This is a genomic window from Snuella lapsa (assembly GCF_039539345.1).
Taxonomy (GTDB): Bacteria; Bacteroidota; Bacteroidia; order Flavobacteriales; family Flavobacteriaceae; genus Snuella; species Snuella lapsa.
On sequence record NZ_BAABCY010000062.1, the window covers coordinates 16,769 to 38,361 of the forward strand.

At 37.6% G+C, this 21,593-nt stretch carries 13 protein-coding genes and 1 pseudogene; 5 read left to right on the forward strand and 9 right to left on the reverse strand.

Features of this window, described 5'->3' with window-relative positions; genetic code table 11:
* Nucleotides 1-96 precede the first annotated feature (96 nt).
* On the forward strand, nt 97-1,179 hold the full coding sequence (locus ABD792_RS11250) for an iron-containing alcohol dehydrogenase family protein (RefSeq protein WP_345006133.1): 1,083 nt from the start codon (nt 97-99) through the stop codon (nt 1,177-1,179).
* Between the two features lies 1 nt (nt 1,180).
* Nucleotides 1,181-1,729, forward strand: coding sequence for a 1-acyl-sn-glycerol-3-phosphate acyltransferase (locus ABD792_RS11255; RefSeq protein WP_345006135.1), 549 nt, complete (start codon nt 1,181-1,183; stop codon nt 1,727-1,729).
* Nucleotides 1,730-2,296: 567 nt separating this feature from the next.
* Here ABD792_RS11255 and ABD792_RS11260 read toward each other — a convergent pair.
* The 9 genes from ABD792_RS11260 to thrA all read right to left on the reverse strand — a co-directional run bounded on the left by ABD792_RS11260 (nt 2,297) and on the right by thrA (nt 14,126).
* On the reverse strand, nt 2,297-4,900 hold the full coding sequence (locus ABD792_RS11260; protein WP_345006137.1) for a zinc-dependent metalloprotease: 2,604 nt from the start codon (nt 4,898-4,900) through the stop codon (nt 2,297-2,299).
* A gap of 208 nt (nt 4,901-5,108) precedes the next feature.
* Entirely contained in the window at nt 5,109-6,104 is a 996-nt protein-coding gene (locus ABD792_RS11265) for a Gfo/Idh/MocA family protein (RefSeq protein WP_345006139.1), read from the reverse strand.
* 61 nt (nt 6,105-6,165) lie between these two features.
* On the reverse strand, nt 6,166-6,885 hold the full coding sequence (locus tag ABD792_RS11270) for a YebC/PmpR family DNA-binding transcriptional regulator (RefSeq protein WP_345006140.1): 720 nt from the start codon (nt 6,883-6,885) through the stop codon (nt 6,166-6,168).
* Nucleotides 6,886-7,041: 156 nt separating this feature from the next.
* On the reverse strand, nt 7,042-7,332 hold the full coding sequence (locus ABD792_RS11275) for a 4a-hydroxytetrahydrobiopterin dehydratase (protein WP_345006142.1): 291 nt from the start codon (nt 7,330-7,332) through the stop codon (nt 7,042-7,044).
* 54 nt (nt 7,333-7,386) lie between these two features.
* Nucleotides 7,387-8,220, reverse strand: a complete 834-nt coding sequence (locus ABD792_RS11280; RefSeq protein ID WP_345006144.1) for a sugar nucleotide-binding protein — start codon at nt 8,218-8,220, stop codon at nt 7,387-7,389.
* A gap of 29 nt (nt 8,221-8,249) precedes the next feature.
* The gene (gcvT, locus tag ABD792_RS11285) at nt 8,250-9,332 is read right to left on the reverse strand and encodes a glycine cleavage system aminomethyltransferase GcvT (protein WP_345006145.1); all 1,083 of its coding nucleotides are present in this window, start codon (nt 9,330-9,332) and stop codon (nt 8,250-8,252) included.
* A gap of 78 nt (nt 9,333-9,410) precedes the next feature.
* Nucleotides 9,411-10,703: a threonine synthase gene (gene thrC, locus ABD792_RS11290; RefSeq protein ID WP_345006146.1), complete on the reverse strand. Its 1,293-nt coding sequence runs from the start codon at nt 10,701-10,703 to the stop codon at nt 9,411-9,413.
* A 47-nt stretch (nt 10,704-10,750) separates the two neighbouring features.
* Nucleotides 10,751-11,674 carry a homoserine kinase gene (locus ABD792_RS11295; RefSeq protein WP_345006147.1) on the reverse strand — a complete coding sequence of 308 codons (924 nt, stop codon included), beginning with the start codon at nt 11,672-11,674 and terminating at the stop codon, nt 10,751-10,753.
* Between the two features lie 7 nt (nt 11,675-11,681).
* A complete protein-coding gene (gene thrA / locus ABD792_RS11300) occupies nt 11,682-14,126 on the reverse strand; it encodes a bifunctional aspartate kinase/homoserine dehydrogenase I (RefSeq protein WP_345006148.1) in 2,445 nt (814 codons plus the stop codon).
* Nucleotides 14,127-14,538: 412 nt separating this feature from the next.
* Here thrA and ABD792_RS11305 point away from each other — a divergent pair, with 412 nt between their 5' ends.
* From ABD792_RS11305 to ABD792_RS11315, 3 genes and pseudogenes are all read left to right on the forward strand, one after another.
* Nucleotides 14,539-16,089: an NAD(P)H-hydrate dehydratase gene (locus ABD792_RS11305; RefSeq protein WP_345006149.1), complete on the forward strand. Its 1,551-nt coding sequence runs from the start codon at nt 14,539-14,541 to the stop codon at nt 16,087-16,089.
* Between the two features lie 1,577 nt (nt 16,090-17,666).
* Entirely contained in the window at nt 17,667-19,043 is a 1,377-nt protein-coding gene (locus ABD792_RS11310) for a TlpA family protein disulfide reductase (protein ID WP_345006150.1), read from the forward strand.
* Nucleotides 19,044-20,094: 1,051 nt separating this feature from the next.
* Nucleotides 20,095-21,593: pseudogene (locus tag ABD792_RS11315) on the forward strand (hypothetical protein); the annotation flags it as partial.

Here is a 21,593-nt window from a genome sequence, read left to right on the forward strand (position 1 = left end):
ACCAGACAATTACTATTTTTACTAACCAAATTATATTAAACCGAATAAACTTAAAATTAACATTATTTTTACACCTTGTAAAAGAAAACAAATTGCATGAATTATAAAAACTTTCCAATGGTGCCAAGGATTATCTTTGGCCGAGGTAGTTTCAATCAATTAGGTGATATATTAGCCCCAAAACGCTTAAGTATAAACGCCCCATTTATTTATTTGGTAGATGATGTGTTTAAGAGTAATGCTTTTATAACCTCCAGAATATCCCTTTCTTATGACGATAAAATTATTTATGTGTCATCAGAAGAAGAACCAAAGACCTCTCAAGTAGATGAATTGGTAGAAGACATTATTTTAATGACAAAAGAGCGCCCTTCTGGTATTATAGGTATAGGAGGCGGCACCATGTTGGATTTGGCCAAGGCCGTGGCTATTATGCTAACAAACGAAGGGGAGGCGAAAGATTACCAGGGTTGGGATCTGGTTAAAAACCCAGCAATATACCATGTTGGTATCCCTACAATTTCAGGAACCGGAGCAGAGGTGTCCAGAACAACGGTATTAACCGGACCCGATAAGAAATTGGGTATAAACTCAGATTACACACCGTTTGATCAAGTGATATTAGATCCAGAACTGACTAAAGAGGTACCTAAGGATCAGTGGTTTTATACAGGTATGGATTGCTATATACATTGTATAGAATCGTTACAAGGAACCTATTTAAATACGTTTAGTCAAAGTTATGGCGAAATGGCTTTAGAGCTTTGTAAAGAAGTGTTTTTAGGAGATAAGCTCTCAACAAAGGACTCGCAGGATAAGCTTATGATGGCTTCCTGGCATGGCGGTATGAGTATAGTGTATTCACAAGTAGGAGTGGCACATGCTATGAGCTATGGTTTGTCCTATTTATTAGGAACCAAGCACGGTATTGGAAACTGTATTGTTTTCGATCATTTAGAAGAATTTTATCCAGAAGGCGTAAAGCTTTTTAAAGCCATGAAGGAGAAGCACAATATTCATTTGCCTAAAGGTATTTGTGCTAATTTAAGTGATAAGGAATTGGACATTATGATAAATATATCTTTGAGCCTGGAACCTCTTTGGGAAAATGCACTGGGGAAAAACTGGAAAAAGGTAATGACCCCTAAAAAATTGAAAGAACTTTATAAAAAGATGTAACATGCAATGGCTAGCCAAACTACTATATTTTAAAGTTTTAGGTTGGCAGGTTGTTGGTAATACCACCATATCCAAAACAACATTAAAAAAGGCCGTTATTATTGCAGCACCACATACCAGTTGGCATGACTTTTATATTGGTATTTTGTTACGATCGGTATTAGGCATAAAAACACATTTTATCGCTAAGCGCGAATTGTTCGCTTTTCCTTTCGGTTATTTTTTTAGAATGCTTGGAGGTACCCCAACAGATAGAGGCATTAAAGAAAATAAGGTCAAAGCTATTGCAAGATTATTTAAAGAAAGAGAAGAGTTTAGGATGGCCTTAACACCAGAGGGTACGCGAAAAAAGGTGAAGACCTGGCGTACCGGGTTTTATTATATAGCTAAAGAAGCAGGTGTGCCGATTATTATGATAACCTTAGACTTTAAAAATAAACAGAATAAAATATCAGAACCTTTTTATCCTTCCAATAGTGTTGAAGCCGATTTTAAGTTTATTCGAAGTTTTTACAAAGGAGTAAAAGGGAAGGTGCCTCATTACTCATAGTTTAAAATATGGCATGAAATTTGAACGTATGTTCTTGTAAATAAGCTTAGTAATGAAACATAAAGTAAACAATTGATTTGTCCCTAAAAAGAAACATTGCTAATTTATATAAATACAAAAGCTACCTCATTACTTATGAAGTAGCTTTTTGCTTAATGGTTGTTGGGTGTTAGCTCTTGGCTTTTTACTTTTAACTTTTGGGATGGGTTATGAAGTGTTGGGTGTTAGTTGCTGGCTGTTGGGTATTCATTTTTCACTTATCACTTTTCACTTATCACTTATCACTTATCACTTTTAGTTTTTAACTTTTAACTTTTAACTTTTAGCTGTTAGGTCTTAGCTGTTAGCTCTTGGCTTTTTACTTTTAACTTTTGGTACGTGCTATGGAGTGATGGGGGTTCGTTGTTGGGGATTCACTTATCACTTATCACTTTTCACTTTTAGTTTTTCACTGTCTAGTTTGGCTTTTAAATCAGAATTGGTATAACAAAGCCAGTCTGTGTCGTCCAGGCTGGCTTTGTTATTGCATATCAGAACCTATAGAGCTTCAACTCGTAGAGGTTAGGTTCATTTGATTTCCTTTAAAGCATTGTCTATTATTGTTTTTAAATGCTGCTTATGAGCTTTTGTAGCAATACTACCAGTAGAGTTAATCTTGGCTTTAATATTTTTTAAATTGTATAGAGCCATAGACTGCGCATGGTTCGTATAACGTTTACTTTGATTACCAACTAGCATATTGATAAGTGTTTTGGTGTATTCTAGTTGAAGATTCTGTCTAAATGAATTGATGTTACCGTAAATGTCCTCTTTAAAGATGGCATTGTTTAAGTCGTTCATAAAGGCAGATAGGTTATAAGCATTACCATATAATTCAGAATCAGTTATTCTTTGTAGCGTATTGTAGTGTAATAAATGACTCAACACATTTTGCTGATAAGTAAGTATTTGATTGTGAATTTTAGGATCTTCTGGGCTCGATTGAAAATTAAAACCTCTTCGTTGCATTGCTAGGTAGTTGTACAGATCGTTAGGCGCTGTAAATGCATCCGGAGCAAATGCATATTTATTTAGTGCGGCCATAGCCCGTTTTTGGTCTTCAAGGCTCACAGGCGTGTACGGTTGTGTTTCCCCTTCCTGTCCTACCATTGCACGATCTACATAAACACCACCTATATAGCGGGATATAATATTGGCAGCAGAGGCTTTCTGACTGCTAAGCAAATAATAAACACGTCTTAACTCTTGATACGATTGTCCCGGTTTTATCAATTTATCTTTTGCCTCTTTCATCAAATCGTTCGCTAATTCTATACGGTCGATTGCATAGCCAATAGCATCATTAGATTGGTCGTTTACCATAACACGCGGATCGATAGCCTTACCAGGAGAGCGCATATCGTCGGCATCATTTCCAAAAATCAACTCTGGCTTTGTAGACTGTGCCAAGAGTGCTTGATGGGCTGCTTCCGATTTAAATGGTGTATAACCCAATTGAATAGCCCAAATATCGTAAGGCCCTACAGCGGTATTATCGTAGTGACCTTGTTTGCTACGGTCTCTGGTAATGTTTAAGGCGGCATAGTCCATTACCGAAGCAGTTAAACATTTACCTTCAATAAATTTCGCATCCGCCAATTGCTCCGGAGAATATAACTGACTGGCTTTCATATTATGGTTTAAGCCTAGGGTATGGCCTACCTCATGCATTATTAAAGCCGTCATGGCTTCCTTCTTTATACGAGATGTTTCCAGGTCGGTTACTCCCGTTAGCGATGCAACACTAGTAGCAAACATAATGTCCTGGTGTACTTGATGCCCCAAGGAACAATACATGTGATTATTATCGCCATGTGCTTCATTATTAAAAGGTGTTTCTAATGTAGCTAAGTTGTATACCTTATCATAAAATACCCTATTTGAGAAGTGAACAAACTCTAGCATAATATCAGCTCCCAATATCTGACCTGTTTTAGGGTTGACGAAACTGGGGCCATAACCCCCAAAAGGTGGCTGTGGAGAAGAAGTCCAACGCAATACATTGTATTCTATATCACCAGCATCCCAAGTTGCGTCATCGGGTTGAATCTTTACAACAATGGCATTTTTAAACCCTGCTTTTTCAAAAGCAACGTTCCATTGTAAAACAGCTTGTTTTATAGTTTCTCGCCATTCAAGAGGTGTTGAATTTTCTATCCACCATGTAATGGGTTCTACAGGCTCAGAAATGGCGGCTTCAGGATTTTTCTTTTGTAAGTTCCAGCGGTGTATTAAGTCTCTGTATGGAGTAGAGCTTGTTGTCGTTTTGTCGTCTACCTGCGTTGTAAAATACCCAACACGCGGGTCGTCGTACCTTACCTCATAATCATTATCGGGCATAGCGATCAAACTATGGTATACTTTTATACTAACGTTCCTACCATCTGCTACGGCGTTGGAACCTCTGTTTAGAGTACTCGGAGACGAGTATACGTATTCAATAGCCAGATTGGTATTGGCTTTGTAATTTCTAATGGAATTGATCTTGGTTTTTCCTTTGTTAAGTCCGCCTAGTTTAAATGCTGTGGGAGATTGTCCTGGATACCCAGGACTTTTAATTTGAGATAATGTTTCGCTTAAAAACAGATCATCAGCTTTAATTAAATAAAGGTTTTGCTTTTTATCATGAAACTCAACCTTTAAACTAGCCATATTGCCATTACTAATATTGGCATCTTTAGATTTTGATATTGGGCTTTCAGGGTCAAAATAAAAAGATGTGTTTTGTGTAACAAATTCTATTTTGTCGAAGTACTTTTCAATTTTAAATACTTTAGAACCTCTGTATGCGCCTCTGTTTATTCTGCCGGCATCTAAAACGCCGTCAGCTATTTGACTGAAATAAATAAACTCTTTATTTATCTGGTCTTCTGATACGACCATTTTAATGGAGCCGTTTATGGTATCTTGATAAATGGTGAATAGACCTTCTACTTTTTTACAGGATTTTGTGAAATCGGCTATAGTTTTTTCTTTGGCTTTTTTTTCAGCGGTATTCGCTTCAATTTTGGCTTTTTTCTTCTTTTTTAACCATTGTGCATCAGCTTGATACGGAGCGAAAAAGAGCAAAGCCATTATGGCAAGTCCTAAAAGCTTTGTACTTTGCAATTTTAGGTGTTTCTTATTATTCATGTATTAAAATGTTTTTAACGTAAAAAAAATATAACTTTTTTGATAATCCGTCAAAAATATGAAAATAAGAAGTGTGTATTTAACCAAAAAATGTTAAAACATGTTAAGGTTTGTTTGTGTCATACATTGAGACAGTGACTTAAGCTTTTTAGTAATGCCATAACACAACAAATAATGCCTTTTTATTTGGTTTTTTTAACATAAAAACTCAGGTTAACTTACCAAGTATTTTATCCATAACCCAGCTTGTATGTAGTGCAGAATGTCCCGTTGAAGGGTGCTGGTAATCTTTGTTTATAAGTGTATTACGCATGCCTTCTACATGGTATGTTTGAATATGCTTAGGATTTTCAATAAAAAGCTCTTGATCGTTCGTTGTGTTTTTTAGGATAAGAGGATTGTCATGAAATACGGAAAATGAAATGGTACCTTTACTGCCATATATCTTAACAGCATCTTCATGCATACTGCTGGCAAAATTCCAGGTTCCAGACCCAGTTATACCATTTTCATGTATCCAACATGCTGTAATTGCATCTTTTGCAGTGTAAAAGCCTTGCTGGTTGGTTCCTATGCCATAAGCGTCTTTAATGTTGCCTAAAAGATGCGTAAAAAGATCGAGTCCGTGACTGGCCAAATCATCAAAATAACCTCCTGGAGCTATATTTATGTCTGTACGCCAGTTGTAAGCTTTAGAGCTGTCAATAGCATTTGGTGGTTTGCATAAATGCCAACGAATGTGCCTTATATCTCCTATATGTTTATCTAAAAGCCATTGGTTTACTTGCTTGAAACGAGGAAGGGAGCGTCTGTAATATGCAACGAACAAGGGTAAATTTTTGGCTTTGAAGGTTTGATAAATAACAAGGCAGTCAAAATAACTGGGAGCCATAGGTTTTTCAATACAGCAGGGCTTTCCGGCATCGGCCACTTTTAGCGCATAATGCTTATGGCTATCGGGGGGAGTGGCGATATAAATGGCATCAATATCCGGATCGTTTATTAGTGCATCCGCATCAGTATAATACTTTTCTATACCATGCCTTTTGGCGTAATCCCGAACTTTATCAGGATCACGACGCATAACGGCGGCTAATTCAAAGCCTTCTGTATTTTTATAAGCAGGCCCACTTTTGACTTCCGTAACATTACCGCATCCAATAATGCCCCATCTAATTATTTTTCCATTATGTAAATTGGACATTCTTGGTGTATTTATAGTGTTTATCTCTTTTTAAATCCAATGAAAAGGGTAGGGAAATGGCTTATTCACTTAATTCTTCCATTGTGTGGTAAACGTTCTGCACGTCGTCATCCTCTTCAAGTTTTTCCAAAAGCTTTTCTACATCCGCAGCCTGTTCAGTTGTTAGCTTTTTTGTCACTTGCGGGATGCGTTCAAAACCTGATGATAAAATTTCAATACCACGCGTTTCGAGTTCTGCTTGTATGGCTCCAAAGCTTTCAAATGGTGCATAGATCAAAATACCGTCATCATCAACAAAAACTTCTTCCGCACCGTAATCTATAAATTCCAGTTCAATTTCTTCAGGATCTACACCCTCAGCATTGATTCTGAAATTACAGGTATGGTCAAACATAAATACCACAGAACCAGAAGTTCCCAAGCTACCATCACATTTGTTAAAATAGCTGCGTACATTAGCTACGGTTCTAGTGTTATTGTCTGTAGCAGTTTCTACTAAAACAGCAATACCATGAGGTGCATAGCCTTCAAAAATAACTTCTTTGTAATCGCCCTGGTTTTTATCAGAAGCTCGTTTTATGGCTCTTTCAATATTATCCTTGGGCATGTTAACTGCCTTGGCATTTTGTATCACCGCTCTTAGTCGGGCGTTACTATCTGGATCGGGACCTCCTTCTTTTACAGCCATTACAATATCCTTACCAATGCGAGTAAACGCTTTACTCATGGCAGCCCAACGTTTCATTTTACGTGCTTTTCTAAATTCAAAAGCTCTTCCCATAATTTATTTTTTTATGTTTTTATTCCGCAATAAATACAGAAACTATTTTTGTTTTTTAATCAAAAAGAATTCCTCGACGCTCAGCGTCGGGGATAGTTCATTTCGATGAAATTCTTTATTTCCCACAAAGTTAAAAACCTAGCCACCAAAAACAAATTATTCTTCTGGCTCTACAATAGCATCAATAGCCTTGGCTAGTTTAAAATCTTTATCCGTAACACCATTGGCACTGTGTGTTGAAAGAGAAATGGTAAGTACATTGTATGTGTTGGACCAATCTGGATGGTGGTTTAAGGCTTCACATTCAAAAGCAATGCGGCTCATGGCGCTAAAGCAGTCTTTAAAATTTTCAAATTCGAATTCAGCATGGATGGCATCATCGTAGTAATCCCATTCGGGTAATTGTAATAAACGTTTTTCTATATCGTGTTCAGAAAGTTTTTCCATAGTCAGGGTATCTGTATTATTTTTGAGCCAAAGTAATGATTTTGTAACACAGAATCAACTGATATTTAATTCTGTTAATATTTCTTGACTTACCAATTGTAAATGTTTTGGTAGCGTGTTGTATTTGGGCAAGACCGCTAAATACCTGTCGTCGTTAGTGGTGTAAACATGTTTAAATAGGGGTTTGTGATTGCCTAGGGTTTTTATGATCTCTTTTATAAAATCGTCATGATGCACTAAATCGTTACTTCCAAGATGAAACACTCCCGATTTATTCCTGTTAATGATGTAGTGAATTTGTTGTGTGATTTTAGTATCAGTAGTTACATTCATTATAAGGTTAGGGAATATTTCGATAGGTGTTTTTTCTGTTAAGTTCTGAAGAATTTCTAAAATTCTTGGCGACCCAGAACCAAACACCATTGGTAAGCGCAGAATAGCAGCTTGTTTTTTAGGTAAGCGGAGCAACATATTTTCAATTTTAATTTTAAAATGGCCATAAATGCTATTGCTTAAGGTTTTATCGTGTTCGTAACTGGGGTACTTGCTGTAAGCATCAAATACGTTGGCAGATGATAAAAATATGCATTTTATTTTTTCTGAAACCACGTATTCAGTAAGGTGCTTATGGGCTATAAATTGAGCAGCAAAATCACCCCTTAAAGCAGAAATGACAATTCTGGGCCTAATAATATCCAGAATTTCGTAAATGTCATCTTCTAGAATGTTGTATTGAAAAAAATGTTTGTTGCGTTCTAGAGTAGTATTATTGGTGCAGTAGGTGCCAAAAGTATTGAAGTAGGGGCATAGTTCTTTGTAGATAGCTGAACCAAGAAAGCCGCTAGCTCCTAAAATTAAAATTCTATGCTTAGCGGCTTTCTTCTTCATATACTACATACTAAATGGGATAATCTGTGTTAGCCTTTGTAAAAAGGCAGCTTTACTATAGTAGCGGGTACTGCGTTTTTACGTATTTGAATGTTTATTTTGTTATCAACGTTGGTAAGGGTAGTAGGTACATAACCAAGACCGATACCTTTGTTTAAGGATGGCGACATAGTTCCCGATGTAACTTCCCCTATTTTGTTGCCATTAGCATCTACAATGTCATAGCCCTGACGTGGTATACCACGTTCATCCAATTCAAAAGCAACAAGTTTTCGTTTAGGGCCACGACGCTTTTCTTCCTCAAGCGCTTCAGAGTTAGTAAAGTCTTTAGTGAATTTTGTTATCCAGCCCAAACCGGCTTCAATAGGAGAGGTAGTATCGTTAATATCGTTTCCATATAGACAATAGCCCATTTCTAAACGCAAGGTATCTCGTGCAGCCAGACCAATCGGTTTGATGCCAAAGTCGGCTCCAGCCTCAAATACTTTGTCCCAAACTTGTTTGACGTCTTCATTTTTACAATAAATTTCAAATCCGCCGCTTCCGGTATAACCAGTAGCCGAAATAATAACATTATCGATTCCGGCAAAGTCACCAACTACAAAGTTGTAAAACTTAATGGCGGAAAGATCGTGACTGGTTAGGGACTGCATGGCTTCAATGGCTTGGGGACCTTGAATGGCAAGTAGGGAGTAATCATCAGACAAATTACGCATGGTTGCTCCTGTATCATTTTTAGATTGTATCCAATTCCAGTCTTTGTCAATATTACTGGCGTTAACTACTAACAAGTAGGTTTGTTCTTTAATTTTATAGACAATTAAATCGTCTACAATACCACCATTATCGTTAGGCAAGCAGCTATATTGGGCTTTACCTACTGTAAGCTTTGAAGCATCGTTACTTGATACTTTTTGAATTAAGTCCAGAGCATGTTCGCCTTCAATAAGGAATTCGCCCATATGGGAAACATCAAAAACACCAACACCGTTTCTAACAGTTTCGTGTTCTGCGTTAACACCTTCGTACTGAACAGGCATGTTAAAGCCTGCAAAAGGAACCATTTTAGCCCCAAGTGCTTCATGAGTTGCTGATAAAGCCGTATTTTTCATTTATAGTTTAGTTTGCGGTTAATTTTAATTTATTCCGCAAATGTATTGAAAAAATATAGATATCAGTTTTCAGTAAGATTACTTTAACAAGTAGCCTTTTAAATCGTTATAAGTAGCAATAGTTACCGACTTTTTCTCCTTGTCCATAACGGCTTCTATCTGTTCTGGAAGTGGTTGTTTTTTACCAATAACGTCTTCTACAACATCGAGAAATTTAGTAGGATGTGCGGTTTCCAAGAAAACACAATGGGCGTTCGGATTCTCTTTTAAATAGGCTTTGCACCCTAGATATCCTACTGCACCATGAGGGTCTGCTACGTAATTATAAGTGTTGTAAATTTCGAGCATAGCTTCTTTGGTTACAGCATCAGAAAAACTAAAAGAAGACACATTGTCCTTTAGGGTTTCAAAATCGTTGTTGTAAATTTCCTGAATGCGTATAAAATTACTTGGGTCGCCTACATCCATAGCATTAGATATCGTTTGTACAGATGGTTTGGGATTATAGTTTTGTGATTTTAAATACTCGGTAACCACATTGTTATCGTTATTTGAAGCTATAAAGTGTTTAACAGGTAAACCCAATTGTTGTGCCATGATACCCGCACAGATGTTTCCAAAATTCCCACTAGGTACCGAAAACACAATCTCTTCATATTTATTGTGCAACTGCTTATATGCAAATATAAAATAGAACAATTGCGGCAACCATCTTGCTACATTGATAGAATTGGCAGAAGTTAATTGCATGTTGCTGGTAAGCTCGGCGTCTAAAAATGCTGTCTTAACCATGGCTTGACAATCGTCAAACGTACCATTTACTTCCAGAGCCGTTATGTTCTGTCCAAGCGTTGTTAGTTGCTTTTCCTGAATGTCGCTTACTTTTCCGCTAGGGTAGAGTATTACCACATTTACCCCTTTAACCCCTAAAAAACCATTAGCCACAGCACCACCAGTATCCCCAGAAGTTGCTACTAAAACAGTAACCTCTTTATCGTTATCCTGATTGAAATACCCAAGGCACCTTGCCATAAAGCGGGCACCTACATCTTTAAAGGCCATTGTAGGACCATGAAACAGCTCCAGAGTTGAGATGTTTTGGTTTAATTCGACTACCGGAAAATCAAACGATAGCGTTTCATTAACGATCTCCTTAAGTACCGTTTCAGGAATTTCGGGTGTAATGAATTGTTTAATGGCTTCAAAGGCAATTTCGGTATACGATAAATTGTCTATATTGTTAAAAATCGCTTGGCTAAGAGGCGTGATGCTTTCCGGGAAATAAAGCCCTTTATCCGGAGCCAGCCCTTTTATGACCGCATTTTTAAATGATGAAATTGGAGCTTGATGATTTAATGAGTAATAGTTCATTGTTGTTATTGTTGACCGAAGACCTATGGCGGTAGTCGGAAGTTGTTTTATATTATTTTAATCCCTTCAGTATTGATTTTGCTAACATAGGTATCGAAGGCTATAGCTGTATTACTATAAACATTTTTTATGGCTGTTTCTACATTTTTGGCTGTTTCTATGCCGTTACTAAATGTAAATATGGATGGACCAGAACCAGAAATGCCAGCGCCCAGAGCACCGCTTTGTAGGGCAGCTGTTTTTACCTCATTATAATAAGGGATGAGTTTACTTCGATGAGGTTCTATAATAACGTCATTCAAAGATCTGCTTATCAAGCCATAATCGCTAGTATGTAAGCCATGAATCAAGCTTCCAAAATTGGCCCATTGGGTTATGGCATCTTGAAGAGCTACTTGTTTAGGTAAAATGGCCCGTGCTTCTGCTGTTTTTATTTCTATTTGTGGATGTATGATGGTAGCATACAGGTTATCTGGACAAGGGATGGAAAGTATTTCCAATGGGCTTAGGCTTTTAACAAGCGTGAAGCCTCCAAAAATAGCAGGAGCCAAATTATCGGCATGCTCACACTTACTGGCTAAGGCCTCTCCCTTTATTGAAAATTGTGTGAGCTCGGTTTTGTTAAAAGGTTTACCGAGTAATTCGTTCATCCCAAAAACACTGCCTACGGCACTGGCAGCGCTACTACCAACACCGCTACCAGGTTTAATGTTTTTATAGATTTCAATTTCAAAGCCGCAATCGGGCTTTATGGCTTCGTACATAGCCAAAGCAGAAACGCCAGCTACATTAAATTCGGTTTCGTAAGGCAGATCAAAACCTTCAACCTTAGTGATATGGATACCTTTTCTAGGTGTTTTTCTAATCACCATCTCGTCCCCAATTGTGTCCAGGCAAAAGCCTAACACATCAAACCCACATGCAACGTTAGCAACGGTTGCGGGTGAAAAAATCTTTATTTCGTTGTTCATTGTTTTCTTAATCATTTCCAATTCTTATAATATCAGCAAAGAGACCAGATGCCGTTACATCTGCACCAGCACCAGCACCTTTAATAATCATAGGTTGCTCTGGGTAGCGCTGTGTATAGAACATAACAATGTTGTCTTTGCCCTCCAAATTATAGAATGGATGACCTTCAGGAACTTCCTGAAGTCCAACACTGGCCTTGCCGTTATTGAATTGCGCTACGTATTTTAACTGGCAACCTTTTGCCTTTGCTGAGGCGTATAAGCCTTGGTAATGCGCTTCATCTTTAATTAAGGTTTGATAGAAATCATCGACTGTATCACTCTTTAAACCAGATTCAGATAAGAAAGGTGTATTTTCTATGTCCTCAAGATTCATTTCTACGCCGCTTTCTCTCGCAAGAATTAAAATCTTTCTGGCAACATCTACACCGCTCAAATCGATTCTAGGGTCTGGCTCAGTATAACCTTCCGCCGCTGCTTGTTTAACAACATCGTAAAACTTGGTCGTGTCGTTAAAATTGTTAAATACAAAGTTTAAGCTACCAGAAAGGACTGCCTGAACAGATATGATTTTATCACCAGAGGCTACGAGGTTGTTAAGCGTGTCAATAACAGGTAATCCTGCCCCAACATTCGTTTCGAAAAGAAATGGCGCATTGTATTTTAAGGACAAACGCTTTAAGAGACTGTAATTTTCATAATCGCTGGAGCAGGCTATCTTATTACAGGCTACTACACCAATACTTTGTCTTAAGTAAGATGCGTATAAATTTGCCACGTCCTTATTCGCCGTAACATCTACAAAAATGCTATTACGTAAATTAAGCGCTTTGGTTTTTTCAAAGAAACCGTCCAAAGAAGCCGTTTCACCCTGGTCTAGCTGTTCTTTCCATGACTTTAGATCGATGCCATCCTCATTAAATAACATGTTTCTGGAGTTGGATAACCCAATAACACGCAGGTTTATTTTAAGATTATCCTTTAAGTATTGCCGTTGCTGTTTAATTTGTTCAACAAGCTTTTCGCCCACATTACCAACTCCGGTAATAAAAACATTAAGTTGTTTGGTTTTTGTTTCAAAGAATTGTTCATGTAGAGTATTCAAAGCTTTTTTTACATCACTCTCAAGGATAACAGCAGAAATATTCTTCTCAGAAGCACCTTGGGCAATAGCTCTGATATTGATGTTGTTTTTTCCTAACGAGCTAAACATTTTACCACTTATACCTTGATGATTTTTCATGTTATCCCCAACCAATGCAATAATAGAAAGTCCCGTTTCAACAATTATAGGATCTATTTTGTGTAACGCAATTTCATTTTCGAAAGTAGCATCAATGGCCGTTTTGGCTTTTTCTGCGTCACCTTTGTCTATTCCAATACATATGGAGTGTTCCGAAGACGCTTGTGTAATAAGTATAACGTTTATTTTCTCTTGCGAAAGTGTTTCGAAGAGACGTTTCGAAAACCCGGGAATCCCTATCATGCCACTGCCTTGCAAAGTAAGTAACGCAATGTTGTTAATGTTGCTAATACCTTTTACAGGAGAAGAAGCCGGGGATTTGTCATTCGAAATAATGGTTCCTATGGCTTCAGGGGCCAAAGTATTTTTAATGTGTATCGGGATGTTTAAGTCCAGAACAGGTTGTACAGTTGGAGGATACAATACTTTTGCTCCAAAATGAGACAGTTCCATGGCTTCCTGATACGATATGTTGGCAATAGGGTAGGCTTGTTTTACCAGTTTTGGGTTGGTCGTATACATGCCACTTACATCTGTCCAGATTTCAAGCTGATCTACTTTTAAAGCTGCAGCAACAATGGCAGCTGTAAAATCAGAGCCCCCACGACCTAGTGTAGTTTGTTCGCCGTCGGCCGATTTTGATATAAAACCAGGAATAATAGTAATGCGTTGCGATGCAGCTGTGAAATAGTTCACAATGTTTTTATTGGTACTATTATAATCGACTTCCGCTTTTGTAAAATTGGCGTTAGTTACAATTAAATCCTGGGAATTTTTACGATCCGCAGATAAGTTTCTGTTTTTCATTGTTTCCGCAATGATGTAAGACGATAACAATTCCCCATAACTAACCAGTTTATCCGACGTTTTTGGCGACAACTCATTTATCAAATAAATACCGTCCAATAAGCTTTTAAGTGCATCCAGTTTCTCTTCTACATAGGCTTTAATCGGAGCACTGTTATTTGCGTTCAGTTCATCTATTATAGTATAGTGAATCGTTTTTATAGTATTGTAGGTCTCAACGAACGCCTTGTCTTTGTTTTGCGCTTGCTTACCCGCCAAAAGCAATTTGTCTGTAATACCACCTACGGCAGAAACCGTACATATTATGGTATCGTTTTTTGAGTAATTATCTAAAATAGTTATGACCTGATTGATGTTTTTTGATGAACCAACAGAAGTTCCTCCAAATTTTAAAACCTTCATTTTAATGAATTAATAGTTTGAAATATATTTTTTAAATGGTGTAATTTGTTGAATTACAATACGAACCGATGAGAAATATAGCTAACAACCCCTAAGGGGTGATTGTAATTGTAGTAGTACCAAAAATAGCAATCGTTACCTTTGTGATAAAGGTGTATAAAGTGTTTGTATTTTTGTTTAAATGGTTCATTACGTTGGTAATAATACAATTCAAATGTATTACTTTTAACCTAATAATAAAACAAAATGGATTTTTTTTACACTATTCGTATAATTGTAGCTTATTTATTTTGTTGAATTGTACTATAACGTTTGAGAATTGTAAAATTAACAAACAACTGTTTTAAAAGTTAACGGTTTATGTATTTATTCCCAAATATTTTCCATGATTCTATAATTAAAAAACTTGTTTATGAAGCTATTTTCTAAAGAACAGATATACGAAGCAGACAGATTAACTATTGAACGGCAAAACATAAGTTCTGCAGATTTAATGGAACGCGCCGGGACACAACTTTTTAACTGGATGCATGCGCGTATGCAAGGGGCACAGGTGCCAGTCCATGTATTTTGTGGTATTGGGAACAATGGCGGTGATGGTTTGGTATTGGCAAGACACTTAACAACCCATGGTTATCATGTAAAGACTTATATAGTAAACTATAGTGACAAGCGTTCTAAAGATTTTTTGATTAATTACGACAGAATTAAAAGTGTTACAAAGGACTGGCCTGTACTTTTAACAGATGACGAATCGTTCCCTGAGATTAATCCCAAGGACATAATTGTTGATGCCGTTTTCGGAATTGGATTGAACAGACCCGTAGTTGCATGGGTTGTAGCCTTATTTGACCACTTTCGGGCGTCCAAAGCTTTTACTTTATCCGTTGATGTGCCTTCTGGTTTGTATTTGGACAAAGCGCCAGAACATACCAATAATGTGGTTTCTGCCAGTTTCACTTTAAGTTTTGCAGCCCCTAAACTTGCTTTTTTTCTGCCCCAAACAGCCCAACATACAGTGCAGTGGGATGTGTTGGATATAGGATTTGACCAAGAGTATTTAAGTTCCGTAGATACCGAAGCAGAGCTGATAGCCAAGCACGAAGTACTGTTCTTATTTAAACCAAGAACAAAGTTTTCACATAAGGGACAGTTTGGGCATAGTCTTATTATAGGTGGGAGCTATGGGAAAATTGGAGCGGTAACCTTGGCCTGTAAAGGGGCGTTGTCGGCTGGTTCTGGACTAGTAACTGCCTATATACCCAAATGTGGATATACCGCACTACAAGCATCTTTACCAGAAGCCATGGTGATAACAGATACAGATAAAAACTGTATTTCAAATATAAATGTAGCGATGCAGCCGTCGGTTGTTGGTTTGGGAGTGGGAATGGGCACCGATAGTAAAACACTTAAGGCATTTGAGGCTTTTTTAAAGGAGAACAAGAGTCCTTTGGTGCTTGATGCAGATGGATTGAATATGCTAGCGCAGCATACAGCTTTGTTAAAAATGTTACCCGCACAAACGGTTTTAACACCGCACCCTAAAGAATTAGAACGCTTAATTGGAGTATGGAAGGATGATTTTGATAAGTTGGAAAAAGTAAAAGCCTTTGCCCATACATATAATGTAATAGTTGTAATTAAAGGAGCCCATACCATTACGATATCTAACAACAAGCTTTATGTTAATACAACAGGAAATCCGGGATTAGCAACTGCGGGTAGCGGTGATGTACTTACAGGCATTATTACCGGACTTATTTCGCAGGGTTACGCGCCTCTCGAAGCGACTGTTTTTGGAGTGTACCTGCATGGAAAGGCAGCCGACATAGCTGTTGGAAAATATGGTTACCAGAGTTTGTTGGCAAGTCATGTGATCGATTATTTAGGAGCAGCTTACCTCGATCTGTTCAAGAAACCCGATTCCCAAGACCGTGAGCAGGAAAAAGAAGGGAGTTAGTTATTGGTTGTTGGTTAATGGTTGATATTGCATAATTATATGAAGGATTTATTTAGTGACCTGTATAGTTATTTTAGGACAGTCAAAAAGGCTACTCCTTCACCTTTCCTCCATATCTCCTTCACCTTTACTTCATATTAAAGGTATGGTAGGGGTACCATAGCACCTCCCAAAACAAAAATTACATTAAAATCTGATTACCTCCCGGCTCCTAACTTCAATCTCCCAACAATAAAAAAAGCATCTCCCATCCAAAGTGGATACCCCAAACGGCCTACCCTAAAAACCTTAAAAATCAAGCAGGCAGTTGGGAGCCCTGGGATGAAAATCTTGTTTGACCCCGAAGCAATGAGGGGGAGGTATTTTCATCCGTGGTGGCGGACTGCGTAGCATTTTCTAGGTTTTTAGCGTAAGCCTAGACCTTTTTGTTACCCATCCTGAGCCCAGACGAAGGGTTGGGCGATGGGAAAAAGTAAAACACCATCATCCAGAGCGCGGTGAAGGCTCTCAAATAAGCGACCTACACATAAAAAAACTTAAAAACCAAAGTAGCAGTGGTGGCGCGAGGAAGAAAAGCCTGTTCGACCCCAAAACCCAACACCCCCTGTCATGCATAGCGAAGCATCTCCCATCCAAAGTGGATACCCCACGGCCTACCCTAAAAACCTTAAAAATCAAGCAGGCAGTTGGGAGCTCTGGGATGAAAATCTTGTTTGACCCCGAAGCAATGAGGGGGAGGTATTTTCATCCGTGGTGGTGGACTGCGTAGCATTTTCTAGGTTTTTAGTGTAAGCCTAGACCTTTTTGTTACTTTTTCCGGCGATGGGAAAAAGTAAAGCACCATCATCCAGAGCGCAGTGAAGGCTCACAAATAATCGACCTACACATAAAAAACTTAAAAACCAAAGTAGCAGTGGAGGCAAGAAGATGAAAAGTCTGTTCGACCCCAAAACCAAACACCCTCTGTCATGCATAGAGCAGCAAAGCATCTCCCATCCAAAGTGGATTTCTGTCTGCACAGAAATGACAAACAATAGAAATTGAAAAGTACCCTTTTTAACTTTAAACCTCAAACGGCCTACCCTTAAAACCTTAAAAATCAAGCAGGCAGTTGGGAATCCTGGGATGAAAATCTTGTTTGACCCCGAAGCAATGAGGGGGAGGTATTTTCATCCGTGGTGGCGGACAGCGTAGCATTTTCTAGGTTTTTAGCGTAAGCCTAGACCTTTTTGTTACCATCCTGAGCCCAGACGAAGGGTCCGGCGATGGGAAAAAGTAAAGCACCATCATCCAGAGCACAGTAAAGGGGCTCCCATCCATAACCCAACCCCCTTGCTATTAAAGACACAGTAAACCTGTGAAACCTACCACCAACCTTTACAAGCACACCCATATAACTTGCCAAAAATTCCTAAACTAATGTTAATAATCATTAAAAATCTTAAAAATACAATGGTAAATACCTATTTTCGTCAGAATAACAAAGCCTTATCATTTTGTATTTCAAACTATAAAACAATATAGTCTACAATTACAATGGTATTATATATATCAATTTATTACTAAAATTCAAACGAATGAAAAAACTACTCATTCCATTCATTGCAATAGCATGTATTTCCTGTAAAGAAGACACTAAAGTTGATTATGCCTTGCTTAACGGAAAAATAACTAATAAACCTGCAGGCGATTTTACCATAAACAGTTTCGACGGTCTTATTAAAGATCCCATTGCCGTAACCGAAGACGGTAGCTTTGCAGATACCCTTAAAGTAAAAGAAGGCACATACGTACTATACGATGGCACCAACCCAACCTTCATTTACCTTGAACATGGAGCTAACCTCTCAATAAATTACGACGCCAAAGATTTTAAAAACTCCATAAAGATTACCGGTAACAGATCAGAAGCCAGCAATTATTTACAGTCAAAAAAACAAAAAGAAAAAGAGCTCTTTGGTAACAACCCCGGCGAATTATACGCACTCGATGAAACAGCTTATAAAACAAAATTAAACGATTATAAAACTGAGCTGATAGATTTAGTAGCATCGACCAAAAATATCCCTGACAATTTTATAAATCAAGAAAAGAGAAGTGCCAATTATTTTTACCTTTTCCTGTTAACACAATACGAAAGGGCCCATGCTCATTTTTCCAAACAACCCGGATTTAAAACATCTGGGGACTTTTTAGCAGAACTCAATACCGTAGACTATAACAACGGTATCGATTTTGAGTTTTCGCCCGAATACAAGCAATTGGTTACCCTGCATTACAAAGAATCTATTTCAGAAGTAATGAAAACAGACTCGTTGGATTATAACGCAGCCTTTTTTAAAGTAGCAAAAACCATAACAAACGAAACCATTAAAAATGGCCTTATTTTTGATTTCGCAAAGAATGGCCTTACTTACGCTAAAGACCTAAAAATATTTTATAACGATTTCATGGCCGTTTCTACCAACGAAGCGCATAAAGCTGAACTCACCAAAAGCTACAATAAATTAAAAGCCCTAGCAAAAGGAGAACCATCACCAACCTTTGTAGACTACGAAAACTTTAAAGGAGGCAAAACCTCGTTAAGTGACCTTAAAGGGAAATATGTTTACGTAGATGTTTGGGCTACCTGGTGCGGCCCTTGTAAAAGAGAAATCCCTTTTTTAAAGGACGTCGAACAAAAATACCATGGCAAGGACATTGAATTTGTAAGCATCTCTGTAGACAAAGCTGCCGATTATGACAAGTGGAAACAGATGATTGTAGATCAAGACCTAAAAGGTATCCAGTTGTTTGCCAATAACAGTTGGAATTCCGATTTTGTCCAAGGCTACCAAATCACGGGCATTCCTCGATTTATTTTAATCGATCCAGAAGGCAACATTGTTAGTTCTAATGCGCCTAGACCCTCTAACCCCGAACTTGTTAAACTATTTACATCATTAAATATTTAATACATAACGGACATAAAAAAAATAGAGGCTGACTAGAACTCAGTACTAAAAAGTAAAAAGTAGTTTATGTTTGTTTTGGATTGGTTTAAGCTAAGAAGCTCTTATTTGAGAGCCTTCGCACTTTGCGTTGCGCTCTGGAAGGCAAAAGGAGAGTGTCATCCAGAAGGAGGTCTTTAGCCGACTTAAGAATCTTTAGATTGCATGGTTCAAAAACTTCCCATTGTGGGGTAGAAGCCCTTAATCAGATTTCTCTTTCTAAATTTAACTTTAATATAAAGGAGTGAAGTCGGAGTGGGAAATCCCATAATTATGAGAACCCACCATCCTGAGTTCTCGGGATTCAGAATGCCAATTATTTTCTTTGATTTTGATGGGGCTCAGTCTGACGGAAAACCACGCGATCTGACATTTCTGTAACGAATTTATCCAAAATACACAATTATTTCTCAACCACAGGCGTTCTCGAGGTAATAATCTTAACAAATAAAATATTTTTCATAAGTATCTGTTTTATAGTTTGTTAAATAAAATATAGTTCATTTGATACTTAAATTAATAGTATATATTGCTTTTTAATAAAAAGATTATGAGGTAGTTAGATAGGTTTTGTTGTTGTATATGCAGTTTGTCGAGATATCTTTGTGGATTATCTAAAAGAAAGCCAAAATACATGAAAAATATGCAGATAACCCATAAAATCTTACAGCTTGTCTAAAAAGTGTTTTTGCGGGTTGTTATGCCTGCATAATTTATATAAATTTGGTTTCCCTCACTTCTCTATGTGCATTAACCTTATTTTTTGTTATAGGTGCATTTTTTTTGATTAGTAGCAAATTATTAAAGATGCCCTCGTCTTACCAAGATTTGACAACTTAAACAGGTTGTGGTTATGACATTGTCATGATTACAGTTATGTAAGTTGTTTTTCCTTATTTATGTTAACATCATTTTATTAACTAAAAAAAATGTTATGTTAATGTACAATTTTACCCAATTTTATTCCCGAACACAAACGTGTTGTTTTAAGTTTAGGAATGCATTATTTAAAATTATGCCGGGCATTATGCTTGTCATGCTTTTTTTGTTTGGAGCGTTAAGTAATTTAAATGCCCAAACAGTTTCTATTGATGGAAACCCTTATGAATGGGGTACGCCACAAATAACTACCATCCCAACACATCAGCATGTTGTTGATGCTTATGGTAGTGGTGTAGTTGATGACCAATTTACCGAGGGCTCCAAAGACTTCATGGAAGCAGGTAATACAGCTGCTCAGCATTTAGTTTGGGCTTATGGGCAGACCAAGGCCAAAAATGATATTGAAAATGCAGCTGCTGTAGTAATTCAAAATCCAATTATAGTTAATCAAGAAACAGGTATTCCAGAACTAAGGAATGGAAGGTTTCTGTTTTTTGCAGGAGACCGTAGGAGCACCAATGGAGATGCCCAAATAGGGTTTTGGTTTTATGTTGATGGAACTACCCCTAAAATGGTTGATGGAAATGGTTATTTTGATCCAGAACACGGTTTGGGTGATTTATTAATATTAAGTGATTTTACCAATGGTGGAACAAATCCTACCGTAACGGTATATGAATGGGTAGGTTTTGGTAATGGTGACTCTGGACCAGATTTACAATTAGATCTTAGAGAAGATATAGGCGCTGATATAGCCATTAATAATAAAACTGAATTTCCTATACCAAGTGGATGGGAGTATGAAGGAGTAACAAATACATGCCCAACAGATGCTAATTATGAAACCTGTGTTGTCGATAATGGTGTGCCCTTTTATAAGTTATTAGCATTTTATGAAGGTGTTGTGGACGTATCTACCGTATTACAAGATGTTGACATTTGTGATGCCAGTTGGTTATTAGAGACTAGGTCTTCGCAGGAGTTAACGGCATCATTGGATGATTTTGCAGGAGGGCTATTTAATTTAACGCCTACTGCTAATGTATCGGGTGTTGATATTGTTTGTGGAGAAGATAGTACCACATTATCAGGTTCATCCACTCCGGAATTTGGAAGCCCGGGCATTGTTTATCAGTGGTATGATGAAAATGGTATGATTCCTGGAGCAAATGGCGAAACCTATGAAGCAACATCAGCAGGTACATATTATTTAGTCGTTTCTAATCAAGGATGTACTGCACAGTCAGATGATTTAATCATTGACCAAACGTTTCCGGATAATTTAGTTATTACCTGTCCAACAGACCCTAATGTGGCATCTTGTTCGACTACTCAGGAAATAAGCGAGGCCTTTACATCATTTCTTGGTAATCTTTCTATTGAAGGAGGAGAAGGTATTGTAACTACCGATATATATATAGGAGGTACGTTAGATGAAAGTTGTTCAGTGACTGGAGGCGTTTTATATGATGAAAATTATATTTTACCAGATTTGACATGTGGTGGGAACCTTACGGTTCATTTTGTTGTTTATGATGAATGCCAACAACTAAAGTGTTGCACAGCGACCTTCACTGTAAAATCACCGGATGCGATAGTATTAACGCCTCCTGCAGACGTAGAGCTAGCGGC

What these genes read in the sequence shown, in the direction of transcription:
- ABD792_RS11250 (WP_345006133.1), top strand. Translation starts at nt 97, where the DNA reads ATGAATTATAAAAACTTTCCAATGGTGCCAAGGATTATCTTTGGCCGA.
- ABD792_RS11255 (WP_345006135.1), top strand. Translation starts at nt 1,181, where the DNA reads ATGCAATGGCTAGCCAAACTACTATATTTTAAAGTTTTAGGTTGGCAG.
- ABD792_RS11260 (WP_345006137.1), bottom strand. Translation starts at nt 4,900, where the DNA reads ATGAATAATAAGAAACACCTAAAATTGCAAAGTACAAAGCTTTTAGGA.
- ABD792_RS11265 (WP_345006139.1), bottom strand. Translation starts at nt 6,104, where the DNA reads ATGTCCAATTTACATAATGGAAAAATAATTAGATGGGGCATTATTGGA.
- ABD792_RS11270 (WP_345006140.1), bottom strand. Translation starts at nt 6,885, where the DNA reads ATGGGAAGAGCTTTTGAATTTAGAAAAGCACGTAAAATGAAACGTTGG.
- ABD792_RS11275 (WP_345006142.1), bottom strand. Translation starts at nt 7,332, where the DNA reads ATGGAAAAACTTTCTGAACACGATATAGAAAAACGTTTATTACAATTA.
- ABD792_RS11280 (WP_345006144.1), bottom strand. Translation starts at nt 8,220, where the DNA reads ATGAAGAAGAAAGCCGCTAAGCATAGAATTTTAATTTTAGGAGCTAGC.
- gcvT (WP_345006145.1), bottom strand. Translation starts at nt 9,332, where the DNA reads ATGAAAAATACGGCTTTATCAGCAACTCATGAAGCACTTGGGGCTAAA.
- thrC (WP_345006146.1), bottom strand. Translation starts at nt 10,703, where the DNA reads ATGAACTATTACTCATTAAATCATCAAGCTCCAATTTCATCATTTAAA.
- ABD792_RS11295 (WP_345006147.1), bottom strand. Translation starts at nt 11,674, where the DNA reads ATGAACAACGAAATAAAGATTTTTTCACCCGCAACCGTTGCTAACGTT.
- thrA (WP_345006148.1), bottom strand. Translation starts at nt 14,126, where the DNA reads ATGAAGGTTTTAAAATTTGGAGGAACTTCTGTTGGTTCATCAAAAAAC.
- ABD792_RS11305 (WP_345006149.1), top strand. Translation starts at nt 14,539, where the DNA reads ATGAAGCTATTTTCTAAAGAACAGATATACGAAGCAGACAGATTAACT.
- ABD792_RS11310 (WP_345006150.1), top strand. Translation starts at nt 17,667, where the DNA reads ATGAAAAAACTACTCATTCCATTCATTGCAATAGCATGTATTTCCTGT.